The organism is Bhargavaea beijingensis (genome assembly GCF_900101985.1).
Taxonomy (GTDB): Bacteria; Bacillota; Bacilli; order Bacillales_A; family Planococcaceae; genus Bhargavaea; species Bhargavaea beijingensis.
Genome location: NZ_FNAR01000012.1, coordinates 23,464 through 41,958, shown reverse-complemented (window position 1 = coordinate 41,958; position 18,495 = coordinate 23,464). Strand labels below are relative to the sequence as shown.

The 18,495-nt window shown below is 51.8% G+C and carries 21 protein-coding genes; 12 read left to right on the top strand and 9 right to left on the bottom strand.

Translation table 11 applies throughout. The features are described 5' to 3' along the window. The first annotated feature begins 165 nt into the window (after positions 1-165). The 6 genes from BLT01_RS09965 to BLT01_RS15510 all read left to right on the top strand — a co-directional run bounded on the left by BLT01_RS09965 (position 166) and on the right by BLT01_RS15510 (position 4,727). Positions 166-813, top strand: coding sequence for a LytR/AlgR family response regulator transcription factor (locus BLT01_RS09965; RefSeq protein ID WP_176765113.1), 648 nt, complete (start codon positions 166-168; stop codon positions 811-813). 133 nt (positions 814-946) lie between these two features. Next, positions 947-1,570, top strand: coding sequence for a hypothetical protein (locus tag BLT01_RS09960; protein WP_143020589.1), 624 nt, complete (start codon positions 947-949; stop codon positions 1,568-1,570). Next, the gene (locus BLT01_RS09955; protein WP_092097534.1) at positions 1,561-2,319 is read left to right on the top strand and encodes a cytochrome c biogenesis CcdA family protein; all 759 of its coding nucleotides are present in this window, start codon (positions 1,561-1,563) and stop codon (positions 2,317-2,319) included. Before BLT01_RS09960 ends, BLT01_RS09955 begins: the two co-directional genes overlap by 10 nt. A gap of 16 nt (positions 2,320-2,335) precedes the next feature. Next, complete coding sequence (locus tag BLT01_RS09950) at positions 2,336-2,938, top strand: TlpA family protein disulfide reductase (RefSeq protein ID WP_092097533.1); 603 nt, start codon at positions 2,336-2,338, stop codon at positions 2,936-2,938. Between the two features lie 39 nt (positions 2,939-2,977). Next, complete coding sequence (locus BLT01_RS09945) at positions 2,978-3,661, top strand: response regulator transcription factor (RefSeq protein WP_092097532.1); 684 nt, start codon at positions 2,978-2,980, stop codon at positions 3,659-3,661. Next, complete coding sequence (locus BLT01_RS15510) at positions 3,558-4,727, top strand: sensor histidine kinase (protein ID WP_092097531.1); 1,170 nt, start codon at positions 3,558-3,560, stop codon at positions 4,725-4,727. The genes BLT01_RS09945 and BLT01_RS15510 overlap by 104 nt, the downstream gene beginning before the upstream one ends. Positions 4,728-4,847: 120 nt before the next feature. Here the strand turns inward: BLT01_RS15510 and BLT01_RS09935 are convergent, their stop codons facing one another. The 5 genes from BLT01_RS09935 to BLT01_RS09915 all read right to left on the bottom strand — a co-directional run bounded on the left by BLT01_RS09935 (position 4,848) and on the right by BLT01_RS09915 (position 8,597). Then, on the bottom strand, positions 4,848-6,074 hold the full coding sequence (locus tag BLT01_RS09935; RefSeq protein WP_092097530.1) for an MFS transporter: 1,227 nt from the start codon (positions 6,072-6,074) through the stop codon (positions 4,848-4,850). Positions 6,075-6,508: 434 nt separating this feature from the next. Then, positions 6,509-6,775 (bottom strand): hypothetical protein, encoded by a 267-nt coding sequence (locus BLT01_RS09930; protein ID WP_092097529.1) that lies wholly within the window; start codon positions 6,773-6,775, stop codon positions 6,509-6,511. A 164-nt stretch (positions 6,776-6,939) separates the two neighbouring features. Further along, positions 6,940-7,203, bottom strand: coding sequence for a hypothetical protein (locus BLT01_RS09925; RefSeq protein WP_092097528.1), 264 nt, complete (start codon positions 7,201-7,203; stop codon positions 6,940-6,942). Positions 7,204-7,251: 48 nt separating this feature from the next. Beyond that, positions 7,252-7,737: a nucleoside deaminase gene (locus BLT01_RS09920; protein ID WP_092097527.1), complete on the bottom strand. Its 486-nt coding sequence runs from the start codon at positions 7,735-7,737 to the stop codon at positions 7,252-7,254. A gap of 101 nt (positions 7,738-7,838) precedes the next feature. Beyond that, positions 7,839-8,597, bottom strand: a complete 759-nt coding sequence (locus tag BLT01_RS09915; protein WP_092097526.1) for an HAD-IIB family hydrolase — start codon at positions 8,595-8,597, stop codon at positions 7,839-7,841. Between the two features lie 76 nt (positions 8,598-8,673). Here BLT01_RS09915 and BLT01_RS09910 point away from each other — a divergent pair, with 76 nt between their 5' ends. Beyond that, on the top strand, positions 8,674-9,345 hold the full coding sequence (locus BLT01_RS09910) for a Crp/Fnr family transcriptional regulator (RefSeq protein WP_092097525.1): 672 nt from the start codon (positions 8,674-8,676) through the stop codon (positions 9,343-9,345). A 302-nt stretch (positions 9,346-9,647) separates the two neighbouring features. On the opposite strand, the gene hemH is transcribed toward BLT01_RS09910, so the two are convergent. Continuing rightward, positions 9,648-10,577: a ferrochelatase gene (gene hemH, locus BLT01_RS09900; RefSeq protein ID WP_092097523.1), complete on the bottom strand. Its 930-nt coding sequence runs from the start codon at positions 10,575-10,577 to the stop codon at positions 9,648-9,650. Between the two features lie 30 nt (positions 10,578-10,607). Next, positions 10,608-11,648 carry a uroporphyrinogen decarboxylase gene (hemE, locus tag BLT01_RS09895; RefSeq protein ID WP_092097522.1) on the bottom strand — a complete coding sequence of 347 codons (1,041 nt, stop codon included), beginning with the start codon at positions 11,646-11,648 and terminating at the stop codon, positions 10,608-10,610. Positions 11,649-11,861: 213 nt separating this feature from the next. Here hemE and BLT01_RS09890 point away from each other — a divergent pair, with 213 nt between their 5' ends. From BLT01_RS09890 to BLT01_RS09870, 5 genes are all read left to right on the top strand, one after another. Further along, a complete protein-coding gene (locus BLT01_RS09890; protein ID WP_092097521.1) occupies positions 11,862-12,383 on the top strand; it encodes an antibiotic biosynthesis monooxygenase family protein in 522 nt (173 codons plus the stop codon). A 246-nt stretch (positions 12,384-12,629) separates the two neighbouring features. Continuing rightward, positions 12,630-13,823, top strand: a complete 1,194-nt coding sequence (locus BLT01_RS09885) for an amidohydrolase (RefSeq protein WP_092097520.1) — start codon at positions 12,630-12,632, stop codon at positions 13,821-13,823. Between the two features lie 155 nt (positions 13,824-13,978). Beyond that, the gene (locus BLT01_RS09880) at positions 13,979-14,578 is read left to right on the top strand and encodes a GNAT family N-acetyltransferase (RefSeq protein WP_176765111.1); all 600 of its coding nucleotides are present in this window, start codon (positions 13,979-13,981) and stop codon (positions 14,576-14,578) included. Between the two features lie 42 nt (positions 14,579-14,620). Beyond that, positions 14,621-15,028 carry a VOC family protein gene (locus BLT01_RS09875; RefSeq protein WP_092097518.1) on the top strand — a complete coding sequence of 136 codons (408 nt, stop codon included), beginning with the start codon at positions 14,621-14,623 and terminating at the stop codon, positions 15,026-15,028. 187 nt (positions 15,029-15,215) lie between these two features. Further along, positions 15,216-16,268: a C45 family autoproteolytic acyltransferase/hydolase gene (locus BLT01_RS09870; protein ID WP_092097517.1), complete on the top strand. Its 1,053-nt coding sequence runs from the start codon at positions 15,216-15,218 to the stop codon at positions 16,266-16,268. Positions 16,269-16,435: 167 nt separating this feature from the next. Here BLT01_RS09870 and BLT01_RS09865 read toward each other — a convergent pair whose 3' ends face one another. Both BLT01_RS09865 and BLT01_RS09860 read right to left on the bottom strand, forming a co-directional pair. Next, complete coding sequence (locus tag BLT01_RS09865) at positions 16,436-17,635, bottom strand: ABC transporter permease (RefSeq protein ID WP_092097516.1); 1,200 nt, start codon at positions 17,633-17,635, stop codon at positions 16,436-16,438. After that, entirely contained in the window at positions 17,619-18,368 is a 750-nt protein-coding gene (locus BLT01_RS09860) for an ABC transporter ATP-binding protein (protein WP_092097583.1), read from the bottom strand. Before BLT01_RS09860 ends, BLT01_RS09865 begins: the two co-directional genes overlap by 17 nt. Positions 18,369-18,495 lie beyond the last annotated feature (127 nt).

Here is an 18,495-nt window from a genome sequence, read left to right as displayed (position 1 = left end):
TTTATTAACACTGTTATAAAATAGTTCTTTTTGACTGTTTCATAACAGCTGCTGTTGTTGTAACTTACTATATAACAGAATTGTCTTTCTTGTCTGGGTTTTCGGACTAAAAGGGGAAATTCTTTGATGAACATGGGCGGTTCGCCGATGAATGGAGGAGATCAGATGAAAAACGGTGTGTTAGAACAGTTGGCGCAGTTTGCTTTTGAGTGGATTCCGGAAAAAGCGGTATTTGCCGTGGCGGCAGACGGGCAGTACATTCACCTCGACCAGCGGGGGTTGAACATTCCGCTCGCCCCCGGCCAACCCGTCACCCCAGGGGATATCGCCCATCAGGTGATCGAGACAGGCCGGCGAGCGGAAGACCGGCTGTCCTTCCCGGATCAGAACACTTCCTATTATGGGATTGGCTATCCGGTCGAGATCGGATCGCTTCCCGGTGCCGTCATCGTCCTTCTTCCCGAAGAACGGAAAAAGGCGGCCCCGATCCGCTACCTGACCGGCCGCAATGACGATGACTGGGTCCCGGTCTCCGTCAGCCGCATCACCCACATTGAAAGTGCCGACAAAAAAACCTGGTTCTACGCGGACGGGGAAGAATTCGCTTCCACCCGGACACTCAAGCAACTGGAAGCGGAACTGCCTGGCTCCTTCCTCCGGGTGCACCGCTCTTATCTGATCAACACGGACTTCATCAGCCGCATCCGCAAAGACGACTTTACCTCAGGACTCCTCATCACGACCTCGGACGGATCGGAAATCCCGGTCAGCCAGGCACATGCCCCCACACTTAGAAAGGTTCTCGGATTCTGAAATGGAAAAATGCCGTTCCGGACGTGTCCGGAACGGCATTTTCTTGTGCAGTCGGCGAATGGCTTTCATCAAACTTTCATATTTCAAAGGTAATGTGAAGTCACACGAATAAGGAAGGAGGGATGACACCCCCATGACCGCTCAAATGACCACCATCGGAATACTGGTCAGCAGTCTGGGAGCTGGGGCATGGTTGGTTGCTCTGCTATCAGATAAGAAGGGGCAGTTGTCCCATGCCATTTCGATTATTGCGGACTTCCTTATCTTTCTATGGGCCAGCAAACTTGCGTTGAACGTGCATCATCTGATTCGCGAACCTGTCGCTGTTCTTTCCAGGCCGGCGGATTCCGCCGCTTTCTATACGGCCTCGTTGCTGACGGGAATCATCTTGGTTTTCAGGATCTGGCGGGACCGGTCCGACCCGGGAATTCTTCTTTTTCTGCTTCGCTTATGGTTCCTGTCTTCTTTTCTTTTCGAGTTTACGGAGTTCGTCATTGGCAGCCATCCCGCAAACCTGATCAACCTCTTTCTTTATGGAGGGCTTTCCCTGTTCAGTGTTCGGAAGGCCCTCCCACCTGACCGGCTGATGGTGATGTCGTTGCTGCTCTGGGCAGCCGGAGGGCTCTCTACCCTGTTGATTCAGCCTGTTCTGACGATGTTCGGATTTCTCATCTCACCCTGGATTTTCCTGATGTTTACTGTCATGGCCGCCAGCGCGATCAAATTACTTTGGAAAGAGGGAACATTATGGACATGATTACTGCCGACACCTCCATTCTTCTTGCGATGATCCTCGCACTTGGAGCCGGCGCCATTTCTTTTCTTTCGCCTTGTGTACTCCCGCTCTTCCCCGCGTATTTATCGTACATTACCGGGATCAGCACGATGGAACTTCAAGACCAGCCTACGGCTCCGATCCGGCGAAAGCTGCTAAGCCATTCCATTGTTTTTCTTTTAGGTATTGCCGTCATCTTCATGAGTCTCGGTGCCGGTTCAACTTTCATCGGACAATGGGGGCTGGGTCTGCTTACCGGGAATACCGGGATGTTCATCCAGCAGATTGCCGGTATCCTCATCGTTTTCATGGGTTTTCTCGTTGGCGGATGGCTCCAGATTCCCGGATTCATGAGAGAAAGAAGATTACAGATTTCAAAATCGGGAACCAGCTACGCCGGCACGTTTGTTGTCGGCATCGGTTTTGCCGCAGGATGGACACCGTGCATCGGGCCGATCTTCGCCTCTATCCTGCTGTTATCGGCCGCACAGCCCGCACAAGGCATGGTTTATACCGCGCTGTATGTTCTCGGATTTTCCATCCCTTTTCTCTTACTGACCTTCTTTATCGGATCGACGAAGTGGCTGGTCCGGAAATCCGGATGGATCATTAAAGCCGGGGGCGCGATCATGATCATCATGGGCCTGCTTTTGTTCTTTGGTCAAATGCCGAAGATTGCAGCCTACCTGCTTGAGCTGATCGATGATACTTGGTTCTCCAAATTGGGATGAAAGGATGGATTCTCCAATGAAACAGACAGTCATTAGCCTGGTCATTATTGGCATGATCGGATGGGCGACCTATCATTTTTTGAGCACCTCGGAAACAGAGCAAACTGAGAAACGCACTCCTGTCGTTTATTCAAATACCGAAAAGGAAAGCGGTGCAGAAACCGAACCCGCAGCAGAAACCGTTCCGGAAGACACGATCGGAATTACTCGGGGGCAGATCGCACCTGACTTCGAACTCCAGACATTGGACGGCGAAACGGTCAGATTGTCTGACTACCGGGGAGAACGGGTCTTCATCAATTTCTGGGCAACCTGGTGCCCGCCTTGCCGGGCGGAAATGCCGGACATGCAGAAAATCCATGAAGACGGAGAAGGAAAGGTTCTTGCTGTCAACCTGACCCATACCGAGAAATCACCTGATGACGCAGGAGAATTTGCAGAAGAACTCGGCTTAAGCTTTCCGATTCTGATGGATTCAAAGGGCGCTCTTTCTGAGCAATTCAATGTGGTAGCCTATCCAACCAGCTACATGATTGATTCGGACGGGCGGATTCAGTTTGTTGCAATGGGAGCCATGAACTACGATATGATGCGCCGTGAACTTCTCCGAATGAAATAAGCCATATCTCCCTGTAAAATAAGGACGGGGGTGAAATACATGAAGCAACGATTGATGGTTGTGGAAGACGATCAGATGATGCGCGAACTGATCAGTCTCTATTTAAAGAAAGACGGCTATGATGTGATTGAAGCGGCAGATGGTGAAGAAGCAAAGTCGTTATTCGCTGAGGTTCAGCCTTGTCTGATCATTCTTGATCTGATGATGCCCAAGGTCAGCGGTGAGGAATTCTGTCGCTGGGTAAAAGCCCGTTTTGGGGATGAAGTCGCGATCATCATGTTGTCTGCCAAATCGAAGACGGAAGACAAAATCAGCGGTCTTCATATGGGCGCCGATGATTATTTGACGAAGCCTTTCGACCCCGAAGAATTGGTCGCCCATGTAGAAGCGGTACTGAGAAGGACCGGCCGTTTCTGCCGTAAACTGTGCTACGACCGACTTTGTCTTAAACCCCTCAAAGGAGAAGTCACACTGAATGAACAGCCCGTCCACTTAACCAAGCACGAGTTCATCCTCCTTCATCACCTGATGAAACATCCGAATATCGTCTTCAGCCGCGACGCACTGATCGAACAGCTCTATCCATCCTCTGAGCAGATTGTGCTGGACCGGACGGTTGATGCGCATATTAAGAAACTGCGTGAGAAAATTGAGATCAATCCGCCTAAACCCGTACGAATCATCACGGTCCGGGGAATGGGGTATAAATTTGTTGCGCAATAAGCTGCAGAAGCAGTTCCCAAAATCTTTCCTCTGGAAAATAACTCTATTAAATATCGCGATCACTACGATTGTGATTGCGATAAGCAGCTGGGCGGTCTACAGTACCGCCTGCATACTTGTTGAGAACAACCAGAGCGCAGAATATGCCGCGGCCTTCCGGGTGGCACTCAGACAGGATTTGTGGATTTTCAGTGTGATTGCCATCCTTACCGGTGGCCTGCTTCATTTAAAGTCGAACCGCGCACTTACAAAGCCTATCCGTGAATTGATCCGTGCAACCAAAGAACTGAAAAGCGGAGCGGATCCCCGCCCGGTTGCTGTCAGGACAAACGGGGACATGCAGGAACTCATCCTGCATTTTAATGATTTGGTGGATCAACTTAGCTACAACAGACGCCAACAGAAAAAGCTGGTTTCGGATCTTTCTCATGAAATCCGGACCCCCATCAGTAATATTAACGGTTATCTGAATGCCTTGAAAAACGGAGTCATTGAAGGTTCCCCGGATTTATATACTTCCCTTCACAATGAATCCGAACGGCTGATTGATCTGGTTGAACAATTGGAGCGTCTAAAAGAATGGGACGACGCCAGGCATCAGCACTTTTTAGCCAAAGATCAAGTGAACGCCCATGATCTCGTTTCGCAAGCCGCAAACATGTTTAAATGGACTCTTCAGGACCGGGGCATCCAATGTGAGGTCCATGCAGAGCCGATGAATCTCGTTGTTGATGGTGCCGGGATTACCCAGGTTTTGGCGAATCTCATAGAGAATGCAATCCGCTATTACAGTGGGGAAGGGCCCGTCCGGATTACCGGTGAACGCATGGAATCGGCTTATCGTATCACCGTAGCCGGTCCGGGACTACCGATTCCCGAAGAAGACCGAACAGAACTGTTCACCCGGTTCCACAGAGTCGAACGCTCACGCAAACGGGAAACGGGTGGTCTTGGCCTTGGGCTTGCCATATCCGATGAAATTGTCTGCCGGCATGGAGGGAAACTGTTTCTTGAAACAGACGGCCATTCCCATGCCTTTCAATTCACGATTCCCTGCCGCGAGTAACTCCGTCAAAAAAAACGGGGCGCCGGTCAGCCGGAGCCCCCCTTCCCCACCTTCTGCTGTTCACGAAAAACCATTGCCTTCCCTTTTATGAACGGCAATGGTTTTTCGTTTTTCGTGCGTTCAATTGTTTCCTTTACCAAGAGCGGGCAATGTCTCGCGTAACCTGAAGGCTGCTGCAACGGCTGCACCCAAAGGCAGTAAAGCCACTAATCCAATGGCCCATTCGACATTCAGAATATCCGTCAAAAGCCCGGCAAATAATGCTCCGAATGCGTATCCGCTGTCTCTCCAGAAGCGATAAACTCCCATTGAGGAAGCTCTCCATTCCGGTTGGGCCACGTCACTGATTGCTGCCTGTAATGTAGGATAAACCATTGCCGTTCCTAAACCGAGAAGAATCGCCGATAGCAGCCACAGACTAAATTGATCTGCAGCTATGATCATCCATAATGAAAAAGCCTGAAGCCCCATTCCTGCAACGATTAATCGCTTGCGACCGATTCTATCACTTAGTGCGCCGGTGAAAAGCTGGAACAATCCCCACGCAGAAGGATAGATGGCAACAAGAACTCCGACTTCTGACAACGTCAAGCCGACCCCGGTAAAATAAATGGGAAGCAATCCCCACGCCATGCCATCTTTAAAGTTCGTGCTGAACCCCGCAAAAGTAACGCTTGACATATTTTTGTTGGTAAACGTTGTTTTCAAGAAAATTTCTCTTGCGGTCATCTTGTGAACTCTACCTTGTTCAGGCTGTTCAGTCTCCGTCGCTGAATCTTTAACAAGCAATGACAAGATCATACCGATCACCACAATCCCGAGTCCGAGATAGAATGGCTCCGGACGATTGGAATAAGTGGAGGCCATGAACCCGGACACAGCCGCCATGACAGCTACCCCTGAATATCCCGCAAACTCGTTCAAGCCGACGGCAATTCCTCTTTGTGTCGATTTGGCAATATCAATTTTCATGTTGACTGTCATGGACCAGGTCAGGCCCTGGTTGATCCCGAGGAAAATATTCGCGATAATGATCACCCACCATGAATTTGCAAAGATGATCAGTAGAGGGACCAGCAGCCCGATCCCCCAACCTAATAGGAGAACTTTTTTTCTTCCCAGCCAATCAGCAAGAGTGCCGGCGAAATAGTTCACGATCGCTTTTGAAAAACCAAAACTGATGATAAAAGATAATGCTGCACTAGCTGATGCCAATCCGAAGTCTTTGCCGATGAGAGGAAGCAAAGCACGTTCCAAACCAACCATGGAACCGACAAAAAAGTTGGTAACCACCAAAAGGATAAAGTTAACTAAATTTTCTTTGATCCCGATTTGCCGATTGTTCAATTTTATTCACCTTCCCGCATGAAGAAACCAAAAAGCAACAGGGGCTGTCCCTATAGAAGGGAAACATCCCTTTCTGCCGGGATTTCAGCCGTGATGTCCAAACCTTCTTTTGTGGCGCGTGGAACTGATGACGCCGGAAGTCTGACCAGATAAAGTAAGTTCAATATACTGGTGGGGGTATTTTTAGTCAACAGAATCGCTTGGTCTGATAATTGGACAAAATCCATTAACAGTTTCAGGATGATTACAACAGCCGGCGGAACCAGGACCATGCCTTCGCTCTGAAAAGGGTCTCAAGTTTTAAAATGGAAAAACGCCGTCCCGGTCATGTCCGGAACAGCGTTTACTTTGGGGTGCCTGGATCTATTCCGATTAGAAATAGACCTTTTCACGCCCTTGCAAGCAAATAAAAAATGGACGGCGAACGCTATCCATTAATCGCTTTCACTGGTAAAATGACTTTCATTAGAACCCTCTGCATGTTTGAATGCATTGTAGCGACGAATATAAGAGTGCAAAAATAAGTAAAAAGTAGTCAAGGGCATGAAATAAAGCAGGACAGTTGGAAGCACCAGTCTATATATATCTTCAAACAAACCAAAGTACGTGTGGTGATCGTAGATATAGAGAAACAAGAAAAAAGTAGAAACCAGCAATAGAACTTCCGCAGTATTTATTGAAAACACTTTGTTCGTTTCCAACAGTTCCCTCCTCCGATATAGAATAATATGGTTCTATTATATCAAAAAGGAAAGTTAATGGCGTGTTGTCGGAAAAATAACATGCATTACTATTGCTGCATGGCCCTTATCACTGTATCAGATTTTGGGCCTAAGCTGCTGGCCGGGTTCAATTCCTATTGTGCTCAAGCAGCAGCCCGCCTGTTCCGTTTTTTCGAAAGGAATAGCCATATTGCCACGAACACGGGAATGAGCGGGACATAAATTGCCCATGGGAAGGCCGGGGTGCCGCCAATGTACCAGGAATCCGGATAAATCAGGACCGCGCTTGCCAGCACCCATAACCACGAGCGCAAGATCAGCCCAAGGACAAAGGCAATTGCAGACATCACAATCAGCGGATAAAACAACTGCAGGGTACCCAACAGCAATCCCATCACCGACTCCATTCTTTCCCGCCTCCTATTACTGAATATATGATATCCCCAGTTCTCTGCTTACTTGCCCGACGCACTGTGTAACCGGCGATGAAGCTCCCTGACCTGTTCCGCGAGTTCATGAACCGGTCCGTCCACCAGGGTATCCCGGATTACTTCCTGAATGGAAAGATTCCGGACGCGTGAAGGGACGACACCCAGTTCTTCAAGCCATTCGGCCAGCTGTTCCGATGACGAGGCATAGACGATCCGGCCCAATCCGACCCAGCCATGTGCCGCGGCGCACATCGGGCAGTGTTCGCCGGATGTGTAGACGGTCGCCCTGCTTCTTTCTTCGGGTGTCAGATTTTGGGCCGCCCAGCGCGCCAGTGCGAACTCCGGGTGCTGGGTATGATCGCCCCCCGCCACGTGGTTATGGTCTTCGGCAAGCACTTCCCCGTCCGCGGAGACAAGGACCGAGCCGAATGGCTCGTCCCCTTTATTCAGCGCTGTTTCCGCCAATTCCACGCAGCGCCGCAAATGCTTCAGATCCACATCCGTAATCATCAACAATCTCCTCCATTCGATCCGGGTCCGGATCGGGTTGTTAAGACTATCATACTGGAGAAACAGACATTATCCCAACGCTATCAAGCCGGGAATACAGACTATTTAACTCCAATCTCTTGAGTATTGTACTTTTCACTCATGCGCAAAATCATTTTTGCCACTTCATCTTCTGTGATTTGATAGGTCGCATGTTCTTTGGCAACGGGATGATTACCAATGCAGATACTTTCTTTGGCAACTTCAAACATGCAAATGTCATTTGAGTCATTACCAAAGGCAATGAACTCATTTTTTGTGACTCCTAGCTCCTGTAGCCCTGCCCATTTATCAATGCCTTCAGGGCTCAAATCAAGGATTCCTTCATTCTGGTGCAGATGCAGAGTGAGAGGAAGGGCTTCTAAGCTTTTCTGTATCTCGGAATCATTTGTAAAAAGAACCACTTTAACCACACTTTCAAGTGAATCAATCGGCACATTTTTTGCGCTTTTCAACGGATCGATGTTTTGATAGATTGGATGGGTTGGCTCTCCGGTATAGCTATAGTCCCAGTTGCTGTCAATCAAATACGGTAGCCGGTGAGCATCAATCATATTGAATAGTTGTTTGCAAATATCCTTGTCAAAACTATTTACTTCGATTGAGCCATATGCATTTCGAAAAGCCCCGTTTCCTCCGACCATTCTTAACTGATGATATTTTTCAGGTAATACCGGCAATAAGTCACGTATGGGTCTGGCAGATGCAAAGATGATTTCATGCCCTATGGCCAGGCACTCATCCAATGCAGCACAAATTTCTTTGGTCAAAGGTTGGCCTTTAAAACAAATGGTTCCATCAAGATCGAATACAAATTGCATGATTAGTCACCTCACTTATATCTTATCTAACCTTTGCTTTACTAAAAAGGACGTCTGTCCGAAAGGTGAAAGATTGATGAACCTTACAAAAATCCAAACTTACATTGAAAATCATGAACTGCAGATGCTTCTCCCTCATATTGAATCCATTCAATTAAAAACATATGATGCCGGAGAGGTCATTTTAAGCGAGGGCCATCAAATTGATGGATTGTACTTACTTGTAAATGGGAGATGCCGGGTGGCCACCACTGAAATCACAGGAAAATCACTTTTGCTCCGCTTCTGTTCTCCTTTTTCGATTCTTGGAGATATCGAGTGTTTTCAGAATGTGCCTATTCAATCGGAAGTACATGCGGAGGAGCCATGTACTTTTCTCTTTATCCCAATCAATTGTTATAAACAGTCCCTGTCCCTTAAGCCTGAGTTTTTACAGCTACTCTTAAAAGAGCTGGCATACAAACTGCAAACATGCACCACCGCCTCACGCGTCAATTTGCTGGCTTCTGCAGAAACACGATTCGCGAGTTATTTGTGCACAGTAAAAACAGATCATCTGTTTGCGAAACAGCTCGTAACCCATAACATGGAACAAATCGCTTCGCTTATAGGAACCACACCCAGACACTTAAATCGGGTCATCCAAAAGTTTCAGGAAAAAGGAATCCTGCAGAAAACCCGGCATCAACTGATTATCACTGATTGGTCGTCCGTCGAAAAGCTATCAGAGGGAATTCGATATGAATAAGGTATTCTTCAACTTCTTAGGGAATGAGCCGTTCACACAAGTACATTTCTTAAATCGAAAAAAGGAGAGAAGAGGTGCTGGAATCGCCTCTTCTCTCCTTTCGTATCTATCCAACTTCCGATCAAACAGCTGTAAAGTATCCCACAGCAGGCCCATCACCGACTCCATTCTTGCCCGACGCACTGTGAAACCGGAGATGAAGCCCCCGGACCTGCTCCGCGAATTTCTGCACCGGACCGCCCAGCACCCCTTCCAAAACAAAATCGGGAACGGCACGTAGCCGTTCCCGATCCAATTATTTCTTATTTCAGTACGTCCATCACGGCATCCGCCATCGCATCAATGAACAGCGGGTGCGTTTTCGGCATTTCCGGGCGGTAGTAGGAAGCGCCGACTTCATCGCAGACCACTTTGCACTCGTAATCGTTGTCGTAAAGCACTTCCAGGTGCTCCGCGACAAATCCGAGCGGCGTATAGACGAATGCCTTGTAGCCGTGTTCCTTATGAAGGTCGCGTGTCAGGTCCTGAACGTCCGGGCCAAGCCATGGATCAGGCGTATTGCCTTCGGACTGCCAGCCGACTGCGTAGGTTTTCACATCTGCCGCTTCCGCGACGAGCTTGGCCGTTTCGTCCAGCTGGTCCGGATACGGGTCGCCGTACTCCTTGATCTTCTCAGGGAGCGAGTGCGCGGAAACAACGAGGCACGCATTTTCGCGTTCGTCGTCCGTCATCGAGTCGTAGGCTCCTCGGATTTTCTCTTCCCAGTACTGGATGAACTTCGGCTGGCGGTAGAAGTCCTTGACGGAGCGGATTTCCATGTTGCCGAGTTCGGACGCCTTTTCCTTTGCGCGCTTGTTGTACGACTCGACGGAGAACGTCGAGTAATGCGGTGCGAGGACGATCGTGACCGCTTCGGTGATGCCGTCCCGATGCATCTTCTCCACCGCATCCTCGATGAACGGGTGGATATGCTTCAGGCCGACGTACACCTTGAATTCGATGTCATCCTGCACTTCATTGAGGCGCTTGCCGAGCGCTTCCGCCTGTTCGTCGGTCGTCTTGGCGAGCGGGGAGATTCCGCCGATCGCCTCATATCGGTCCTTCAGGTCCTGGAGCTGCTCCGGCTCAGGTGGACGGCCGCGGCGGATATGCGTGTAGTACGGCTCAATGTCTTCTTCTTTATATGGGGTTCCGTAGGCCATGACAAGCAGGCCCATCGTCTTTTTCGCCATTCATTTCACCTTCCGATTAAGGAGTTGGGATTACTTTCTCAGCTGTGCCGAGTACGTGTGTACAAGCTCTGTCAGCTTTTTCAGTGTTGCCGGCTGGACGTCCGGGAAAACGCCGTGGCCGAGGTTGAAGATGTGCGCGCCGTGTTCGACTCCCTGCTCGATAATGTCCTTTGCCCGTTTTTCGAGGACATTCCAATCCGCAATGAGAAGCGTCGGATCCAGGTTGCCCTGGACCGGCTTTGTCACGCCGCGCTCTTCCGCTTCGCGGATCTGCATGCGCCAGTCAAGACCGACGACGTCAACCGGAAGGTCATGCCATTCGTTGACGAGGTGGCTTGCCCCGACACCGAACGTGATCACCGGCACGCCGGTCTTTTTCACTTCGGAGACGATGCGCGTCATCGTCGGCTTGATGAACGTCCGGTAGTCGGCGACGTGAAGGGCGCCGACCCACGAATCGAAGACCTGGACGATTTTCGCGCCCGCGGCGATTTGCGCCTTCAGATAAGCGATGGTCATGTCCCCGAGCTTGTCCATGAGCGCCTGCCAAGCTTCCGGCTCCGACACCATGAATGATTTCGTCAGGTTGTAGCTGCGCGACGGGCCGCCTTCGATCATGTAACTGGCAAGCGTGAACGGCGCGCCCGCAAAACCGATCAGCGGCACATTAAGCTGTTCCTGTGTCAGAATTTTGATGGTCTCAAGCACATACGGCACCTGTTCTTCCGCGTGGAACTCGCCAAGACGGTCGATGTCCGCGCGCGAACGGATCGGGTTGGAGATCACCGGGCCGACACCGGCCTTGATCTTCACATCCACCCCGATGCCAACAAGCGGCGTAACGATGTCTTTGTAGAGAATCGCCCCATCGACGTTGTAATGGTCGACCGGAAGCTTCGTCACATAGGCGCAAAGCTCCGGCTGGTGGGTGATTTCCTCCAGCGAATACTTTTCCTTCAGCTTCCGGTACTCCGGCTGGGAACGACCGGCCTGGCGCATATACCAAACCGGCGTATGTTCCGTTTTCTCCCCGCGAGCTGCGCGAAGCAGCGTGTCGTTAAACTTGGTCATGTGATGATTCCTACTTTCATTCGTAATCATTCCGTTTTAACTATAGGCTGTCCATTATTTATTGTATAGTTTAGACGGACAATTGTCATAGATTTTCACCTTATCCGACATGGTTTGGACATAGATCTTGTCATCGATTGGTCACACTTGTTTGAAGCGGCCCGCCTATGGGAAAATTAAGGCAAGAACAGGCACATACGGGAGGTTGGTCAAATGAACTTTTACACGACATCCGGCACGCCGGAATTCATGGAGAAAATCAAGGAAAAACACAGCAGGGAAAACATGGTGCTCCTCCATGGTGCGGGGAATTCGATTCTTCTGCACGAAACGGAAGGCAAGACTGTCTTCCAGACCCCGAAGCGGTATGAAGTGATCGGCTCAAGCGGACCGCTCGCCAAGCACGGTTACTATGTTGTGAATAACATTCCGGTGACCGACGAGGGGCGTCCGATCTTCGAACACCGCTTCCAGAACCGCGCGAATATGGTTGACGGCCAGCCGGGCTTCCTCACATTCCGTCTTCTCCGTCCGATCAAGGACGACACCTACCGCGTCTTGACCGCATGGGAATCCAAGGACCATTATGAGCTATGGAAAGGCTCACAGTCGTTCAAAAGTGCGCATGACCGAAAAGAACAGACGCCGCCGGCCGAGAAAGTGCAGCACATTTTCAGTGCCGCTTCTTACATCACCGAATACGAAACCGAAAAGCCGGAAGACGAAACGATCTGATCCGGTTGCTAAAACAGCGCCCTGGCGCTGTTTTTTTGTTTAGGGGGAATTGGGGGCGGGTGTTTTCGCACGCAAATTCCCTTGATTCGTACGCGAACTAATTGAGCATGAAATTTTCGCACGCAAACTCCTCTGTTTCGCACGCGATTCCCGGACACGGCACTTCTACTTCCCATGCTATTGCCCTTCCACTAAAGGCGGTCTATAATAAACATTCAAACTATTTCGCCTACCGGAGGGATTGCAATGACCGAACAGACAGTGAGCACCGAAAGCTTGCAGGATCGCCTTTACTCCAAACTGGAAGCTTCCCAAGCGGATATGATCCAGATCCGCCGCTACCTGCATATGCACCCGGAGCTTTCGTTCAAAGAATATAAAACCGCCCAATATATCCAGGACTTCTATACGGAGCTTGGCGTGGAGTTCCGCGCGAATGTCGGCGGCAACGGTGTCGTTGCGCGCATCAGGGGAACAAAGCCCGGCAAGACGGTCGCCCTGCGCGCCGATTTTGATGCCCTCCCGATCCAGGACCAGAAAGACGTCGCGTACAAGTCGACTGTTGACGGGGTTATGCATGCATGCGGACACGACGGCCATACGGCGACTCTCCTATTGCTTGCAAAAGCGCTGCACGAACTCCGTGATGAGCTGGCCGGCGAGTATGTGATGATCCACCAGCACGCGGAGGAATACGCTCCGGGCGGCGCCATCTCGATGATCGAGGACGGCTGCCTGGACGGCGTCGATGCCATCTTCGGCACACACCTCTGGGCGCAGACACCTTACGGTACGGTGGAGTACCGTACCGGCCCGATCATGGCGGCGGCCGACCGGTTCGAGATCAAGATACAGGGCCGCGGCGGGCACGGCGCGAACCCGCACCAGACAAAGGATGCCATCGTGATCGGCTCCCAGCTGGTCCAGAACCTCCAGCAGCTCGTCTCCCGCCGTGTGGATCCGATCGAATCTGCAGTGCTGTCTGTCGGTTCATTCGTTGCGGAAAATGCGTTCAATGTCATCGCCGATTCCGCCGTACTCAAAGGGACCGTCCGGACATTCAAGCCGGAGATCCGTGATCTGATGGAGAAAGAGATCGCCCGCGTTGTCGAAGGGACTGCTCTCTCCACAGACAGCCAGATCAACTGCCTCTACGTCCGCGGCTATCCGGCAGTGGTCAACCACGCGGCAGAGACGGACTTCCTCGTGAAAACGATCGAAGGCCTGGAAGACGCGGAGGCCGTCGAGGGCGCGCCTCAGATGGGCGGCGAGGACTTCGCCTACTACCTCGAAAACGTTCCCGGGACATTCTTCTTCACCGGGGCCGCTCCGGAAGAACCGTACCCCCACCACCACCCGCGCTTCGACTTTGATGAGCGCGCGATGCTACTGGCCGCAAAAATCCTCGGTTCTGCCGCGACGGGGTATCAGGGAGAATAACCAAGATGCACACCCGAATCCTTCTCAAGGTATTCGGGTGTTTTCACAAAATCGAAAGGGGTGATAACCATGAAAAGTGTGGATATTGTTTCTTCATTCATGGTACGTGGAGGTCGTACAGTAACGTAACCTCCAACAAATTGAGGAGGTCTTACATGAAAATCAGGGATTATCGTGAAGAGGATCAAGCATCCTGGCTACGTTGTCGGGTACTTTCCTTCATGGACAGCAGTTACTTCGATGATGTACAAAGGGATCGTGAAAAGTACGACAACCCCGTCATTCAAATTGTAGCAGTCGATCATAACGGGGTGGTCGGTTTTCTGGACTGTGAGTATGAAGAAAAACAGGGAGACGTGTGCTACTTCAAAGGTGATCGGGGCGGTGTCATCTGGCACATGGGGGTGCTGCCAGATTATAGAGGACAGGGTCTGGCAACAGCCATGTGGCATGCGGCGAAAAAACGGTTGAAGGAAAATCATGTACACCGGGTGGAAGTCTGGACACAAGATGATCTTGAGGCTACCCGGTGGTACCTCAAGCAAGGTTTCGTCTTCAAGGAAGCCTACCTGAATGCTTACCTGAAAGGCAGTCTTGGCGATCCGACACTCAAGAAATTCCTCAATCTCCAGGACTGCGGTGATATTTTTGGCATTCGCAGCTTGAACTTCGAAGCACCGATCGAGCGAAAAGAAGAACTGGCGGATATTTGTTACCGGCTCCATGAAGTGCGGGTATACGAGGCAGAACTTTAAGTCAAATCGTTAAAGTTTATCAAAGATGGAGTTGTTTCAGAGTTGGAATTCAAGCATTTTACGGCAGCCCAAATTAGAATAGCCAGACCGACAGATAAATTTGAAGAGGTCATAGATTTCTATGGGAATGGGTTAGGACTTAAACAAATTCAACAATTCAAAGGTCACCGCGGGTATGAGGGAGTGCTTTTTGGTTTGCCCGATGTTGACTACCATTTGGAATTTACTCGTCATATTAATGGGAGCCCTTGTCCCGCTCCGACGAAAGACAATCTTTTAGTGTTTTATATAACGAACAAAAATGAAATCGATAAAGTATCAGAGCGACTAAAGAAAATGGGGTTTCCGGAAGTTGAACCCGAAAATGAATATTGGAAGGAGCTTGGCGTTACAATAGAAGATCCTGATGGTTGGCGGATCGTATTAATGAACAGGTCGTATGTACAATAGGTTGTATGATCTACCAGTATTATCAAGATACGAGATTTTTTCTCGTATCTTTTTTATTCGGTGAACTACTTGTCAGGGGGGAAGGAAATGCACTGAACCGTATGCTTCGTCTCCCCCTGCCCTTCTTGACCGACGGCACCAAGGTGCCTCAAGATGAAAAAGACGACTGTTGTAAAGGATGAATCAGATGAGAGAAATCTACGCCGACGTGATCCAGTTCCGCGGCTCGCATTATGACTTCGGCTTTCTTCAGGGTGAGCGGCTGCGCGATTCCCTGACGCTCCATAACCGCAGGACCAAATGGCGGACGATGAAGCCCCGTTTCCGGATTGATGTCCGGGAAGCGAAATCCATCTTCACCAGGTATGCACCGCAATTATGGGATGAACTGAACGGCATGCGGGACGCGCTTAATCTGCCGATGGAAGAGATACTCCGGGATTTCGGCGGTTACCGGACGGAACCTGTCCGCGCGGGATGCTCCGTACTTACAGGAGCCGATTTCATGGTGCGGAACTACGACTTCCATCCGAACACCTACGAGGGGCTTTATACCGTCTTCCAGCCCGATGACGGGGGTTATGCCATCATCGGCCCTGCCCAGCGGATCACCGGCCGGATGGACGGTATGAACGGGAAGGGCCTTTCGATGGGCTACAACTTCACGAACCGGAAACGGCCCGGCGACGGATTTGTCTGCTGGATGGTCGGCCGCCTGATCCTGGAAACCTGCGCGGATGTGGAGGAAGCCGTGCGTTTTCTCCGTGACCTCCCCCACCGCGGATCATTCAGCTACAACCTGCTCGACAAAACCGGCAACCGCGCCCTGGTTGAAGCGGGACCGCGAGGCGTCATCGCCCGCGATTCCGCCTACTGCACAAACCACTTTGAACAGCAGACCGAGGAAAACCGCCGCTACCTGAAAGATTCCATCGAGCGGATGGACGCCATGAAAGAGCGGCCGGAGGCCCTAACGGATGCCGAACAGGCTTGGCGGCTCCTGAACGATACCGACAAAGGCGTCTTCGCCGACAATTACAAAAGCTGGGCCGGCACCATCCACACTTCCGCCTACTTCCCGGAGAAACTCACAGCCTGGTTTGCGCTCTGCGGAGACACGGGGCCGGTTGAATTCGATTTCGGCAACTGGCTTAGCGGTGAAGACATGGATAAGTCGACCATCACGGGTCATGTCGACACGGACATCGGATTTGCGAATATGGAAAAACTGCGGAACTGAACGGCAATACCGATAGGCGGGTGCATCTCCATTCGATGCACCCGCCTACTGTTTCGATGTACTCATCCGCAATTTCAAAGCACTCAACCCCGCTTTCGGAGCACTCACCTAAGTCCACCCCCAAAAAGGCTCCGCGTCCCCCATGGACGCGAAGCCTTTTACATCTGTCATTTCTTCCCCGATAACCGGAGCGTGACTTCAGACACGACCAGGACAGCAACCGCAAGCACCAGCATCCCGGCTCCCATGCCGTACTGGAACCACGCCGCCGCCAGAACAAACACAGCCTGTACCACCTGCACGCTTCGGACCGTGCGGCGGACTGCCGAGGCACGCACCGCATCCGTCACCGGATAAAGCCGGTCCATCCTGAACTCATGCTGGCTGGCAAGGGCGTCACGCAGCTGGTAGGCCGTCGCAAAGGCGAGCGCGCCGCTGAAGACGGCGGCGACCGCCGGCATCGGGATAAAGAGCGCGCCGATCATCGAGATGGCGGTCAGGCGCACCCACAGCAGGAACAGATCGTCCGACCGGATAAAGGTCCGCATCGCGAGGTAGCGCGGGGCGGCTTCGGATTCAAATGCGGCGTTTCCGTACGCCCAGTCGAGCCACGCTCTCCGGTGGACCGCCCCGCGAAGATGCGGGACATCGGTGAACTGGTTGGCAAACCGGTAGAAGCGGCTCATCCGTCCTCGCTCCAGCTCGATAAAGTGGAGGAACGGGAACGGCTTGCCTTCGCTCGTCCGCTGCTTCAGCACGCCGTACACGACGATCGGAATCAGCAGTGCCGCGCCGAGCCACCATTTGCCGTACATGGCGGCAACAAGCGGGATTGCCGTCAGGACAAAGCGGATGGCGCGGTCGCCCCACGCCCCCTCTCCCTGCTCCCCCCAGCGGTGGGCGAATTCTGTGCGCACATTCCAGACATGGAGTGCCACAATGCCGATCACGAGAGCGAGCATGCCGAACCCTTTGAGTCCGTAAACCGCGTTCAGCAAAGGAACCGAGACGACGAACGCAAGCACCGGCAGCAGGATCCCCGAAACGGACGTCCATTTAAGCGCACTCTGCATATAGCCGCCGAGCTTTTCCTCCATCGGCAGGAAAAAGACGGCGTCCGCTTCTTTGAGCAGTGTGGCGGGCGGCGCGTAGGCGAGGATCGCGGCCAGAATGACCCCTGCCAGCGGAGCGGCCGGAAAGTCTGCCGGTATCGTTTTCAGCCAGTCGCTATACGCATATCCCCCCGCTCCGATCAAAAACACAAGGACGATGGCGAGATGACCGGTAAAGATGAACTTCGTGTAGCGCTGCAGCTCCTCCGTGTAATGGATGAAGCGGCTGCGCCACACATCACGCAGGCTGCCCATCGTCCGGCTCCCCTGCCATCTCGATATACAAGTCGTCGAGCGTCGCACCCGGCATGCCGAACTGCTCACGCAGCTGGTCCATCGTTCCTGCCGCGCGCAGCCGGCCTTCATGCAGCAGCAGGATCCGGTCGCAGTACTTCTCGGCAGTTGCGAGAATATGCGTCGACATGAGAACGGACGCCCCGTCCGCCTTTTTCTCGCTCATCTGCTCAAGCAAGGAGCGGATGCCGAGCGGGTCGAGCCCGACAAACGGCTCATCGATGATATAGAGCGACGGGTTCACGAGGAACGCGCACATGATCATTACCTTCTGTCTCATGCCCTTCGAGAAATGCGACGGGAACCACCGGAGCCGCTTTTCCATCCTGAATTCGCGCAGAAGCGCAGCTGACCTCGCCTCGAACACATCTTTCGGTATGCCGTAAGCCATCGCCGTCAGCTCCAGGTGCTCACGGAGCGTCAGCTCGTCATAGAGCACCGGCGTCTCGGGGATATAAGAAAACGAGCTCCTGTATTTCTCCGGATCATCACGGAAAGCCGTCCCGCCGATCCGGATCTCGCCTTCCGACGGCTCCATGAGCCCGATGATATGCTTGATCGTCGTGCTTTTCCCGGCTCCGTTCAGTCCGATCAGCCCGACCAGTTCGCCCGGGCCCACTTCAAATGACAGATCGTGAAGTACCGGCTTGCGCGTATACCCGCCGGTAATCCTTTCCACTTCCAATACGTTCATGTTTCCACCCCATTCTTGCCTCCATTTTATCAAATCCCGGACGGGTTTTCCTTCCATGCCTGTCCTCCGTTTTCAGAATAATATATGTTAAACTGTTGTCATGATATGAAAAAGGGAGATGTTGACC

What these genes read in the sequence shown, in the direction of transcription:
- BLT01_RS09965 (WP_176765113.1), top strand. Translation starts at nt 166, where the DNA reads ATGAAAAACGGTGTGTTAGAACAGTTGGCGCAGTTTGCTTTTGAGTGG.
- BLT01_RS09960 (WP_143020589.1), top strand. Translation starts at nt 947, where the DNA reads ATGACCGCTCAAATGACCACCATCGGAATACTGGTCAGCAGTCTGGGA.
- BLT01_RS09955 (WP_092097534.1), top strand. Translation starts at nt 1,561, where the DNA reads ATGGACATGATTACTGCCGACACCTCCATTCTTCTTGCGATGATCCTC.
- BLT01_RS09950 (WP_092097533.1), top strand. Translation starts at nt 2,336, where the DNA reads ATGAAACAGACAGTCATTAGCCTGGTCATTATTGGCATGATCGGATGG.
- BLT01_RS09945 (WP_092097532.1), top strand. Translation starts at nt 2,978, where the DNA reads ATGAAGCAACGATTGATGGTTGTGGAAGACGATCAGATGATGCGCGAA.
- BLT01_RS15510 (WP_092097531.1), top strand. Translation starts at nt 3,558, where the DNA reads ATGCGCATATTAAGAAACTGCGTGAGAAAATTGAGATCAATCCGCCTA.
- BLT01_RS09925 (WP_092097528.1), bottom strand. Translation starts at nt 7,203, where the DNA reads ATGGAGTCGGTGATGGGATTGCTGTTGGGTACCCTGCAGTTGTTTTAT.
- BLT01_RS09920 (WP_092097527.1), bottom strand. Translation starts at nt 7,737, where the DNA reads ATGATTACGGATGTGGATCTGAAGCATTTGCGGCGCTGCGTGGAATTG.
- BLT01_RS09915 (WP_092097526.1), bottom strand. Translation starts at nt 8,597, where the DNA reads ATGCAATTTGTATTCGATCTTGATGGAACCATTTGTTTTAAAGGCCAA.
- BLT01_RS09910 (WP_092097525.1), top strand. Translation starts at nt 8,674, where the DNA reads ATGAACCTTACAAAAATCCAAACTTACATTGAAAATCATGAACTGCAG.
- hemH (WP_092097523.1), bottom strand. Translation starts at nt 10,577, where the DNA reads ATGGCGAAAAAGACGATGGGCCTGCTTGTCATGGCCTACGGAACCCCA.
- hemE (WP_092097522.1), bottom strand. Translation starts at nt 11,648, where the DNA reads ATGACCAAGTTTAACGACACGCTGCTTCGCGCAGCTCGCGGGGAGAAA.
- BLT01_RS09890 (WP_092097521.1), top strand. Translation starts at nt 11,862, where the DNA reads ATGAACTTTTACACGACATCCGGCACGCCGGAATTCATGGAGAAAATC.
- BLT01_RS09885 (WP_092097520.1), top strand. Translation starts at nt 12,630, where the DNA reads ATGACCGAACAGACAGTGAGCACCGAAAGCTTGCAGGATCGCCTTTAC.
- BLT01_RS09880 (WP_176765111.1), top strand. Translation starts at nt 13,979, where the DNA reads ATGAAAATCAGGGATTATCGTGAAGAGGATCAAGCATCCTGGCTACGT.
- BLT01_RS09870 (WP_092097517.1), top strand. Translation starts at nt 15,216, where the DNA reads ATGAGAGAAATCTACGCCGACGTGATCCAGTTCCGCGGCTCGCATTAT.
- BLT01_RS09865 (WP_092097516.1), bottom strand. Translation starts at nt 17,635, where the DNA reads ATGGGCAGCCTGCGTGATGTGTGGCGCAGCCGCTTCATCCATTACACG.
- BLT01_RS09860 (WP_092097583.1), bottom strand. Translation starts at nt 18,368, where the DNA reads ATGAACGTATTGGAAGTGGAAAGGATTACCGGCGGGTATACGCGCAAG.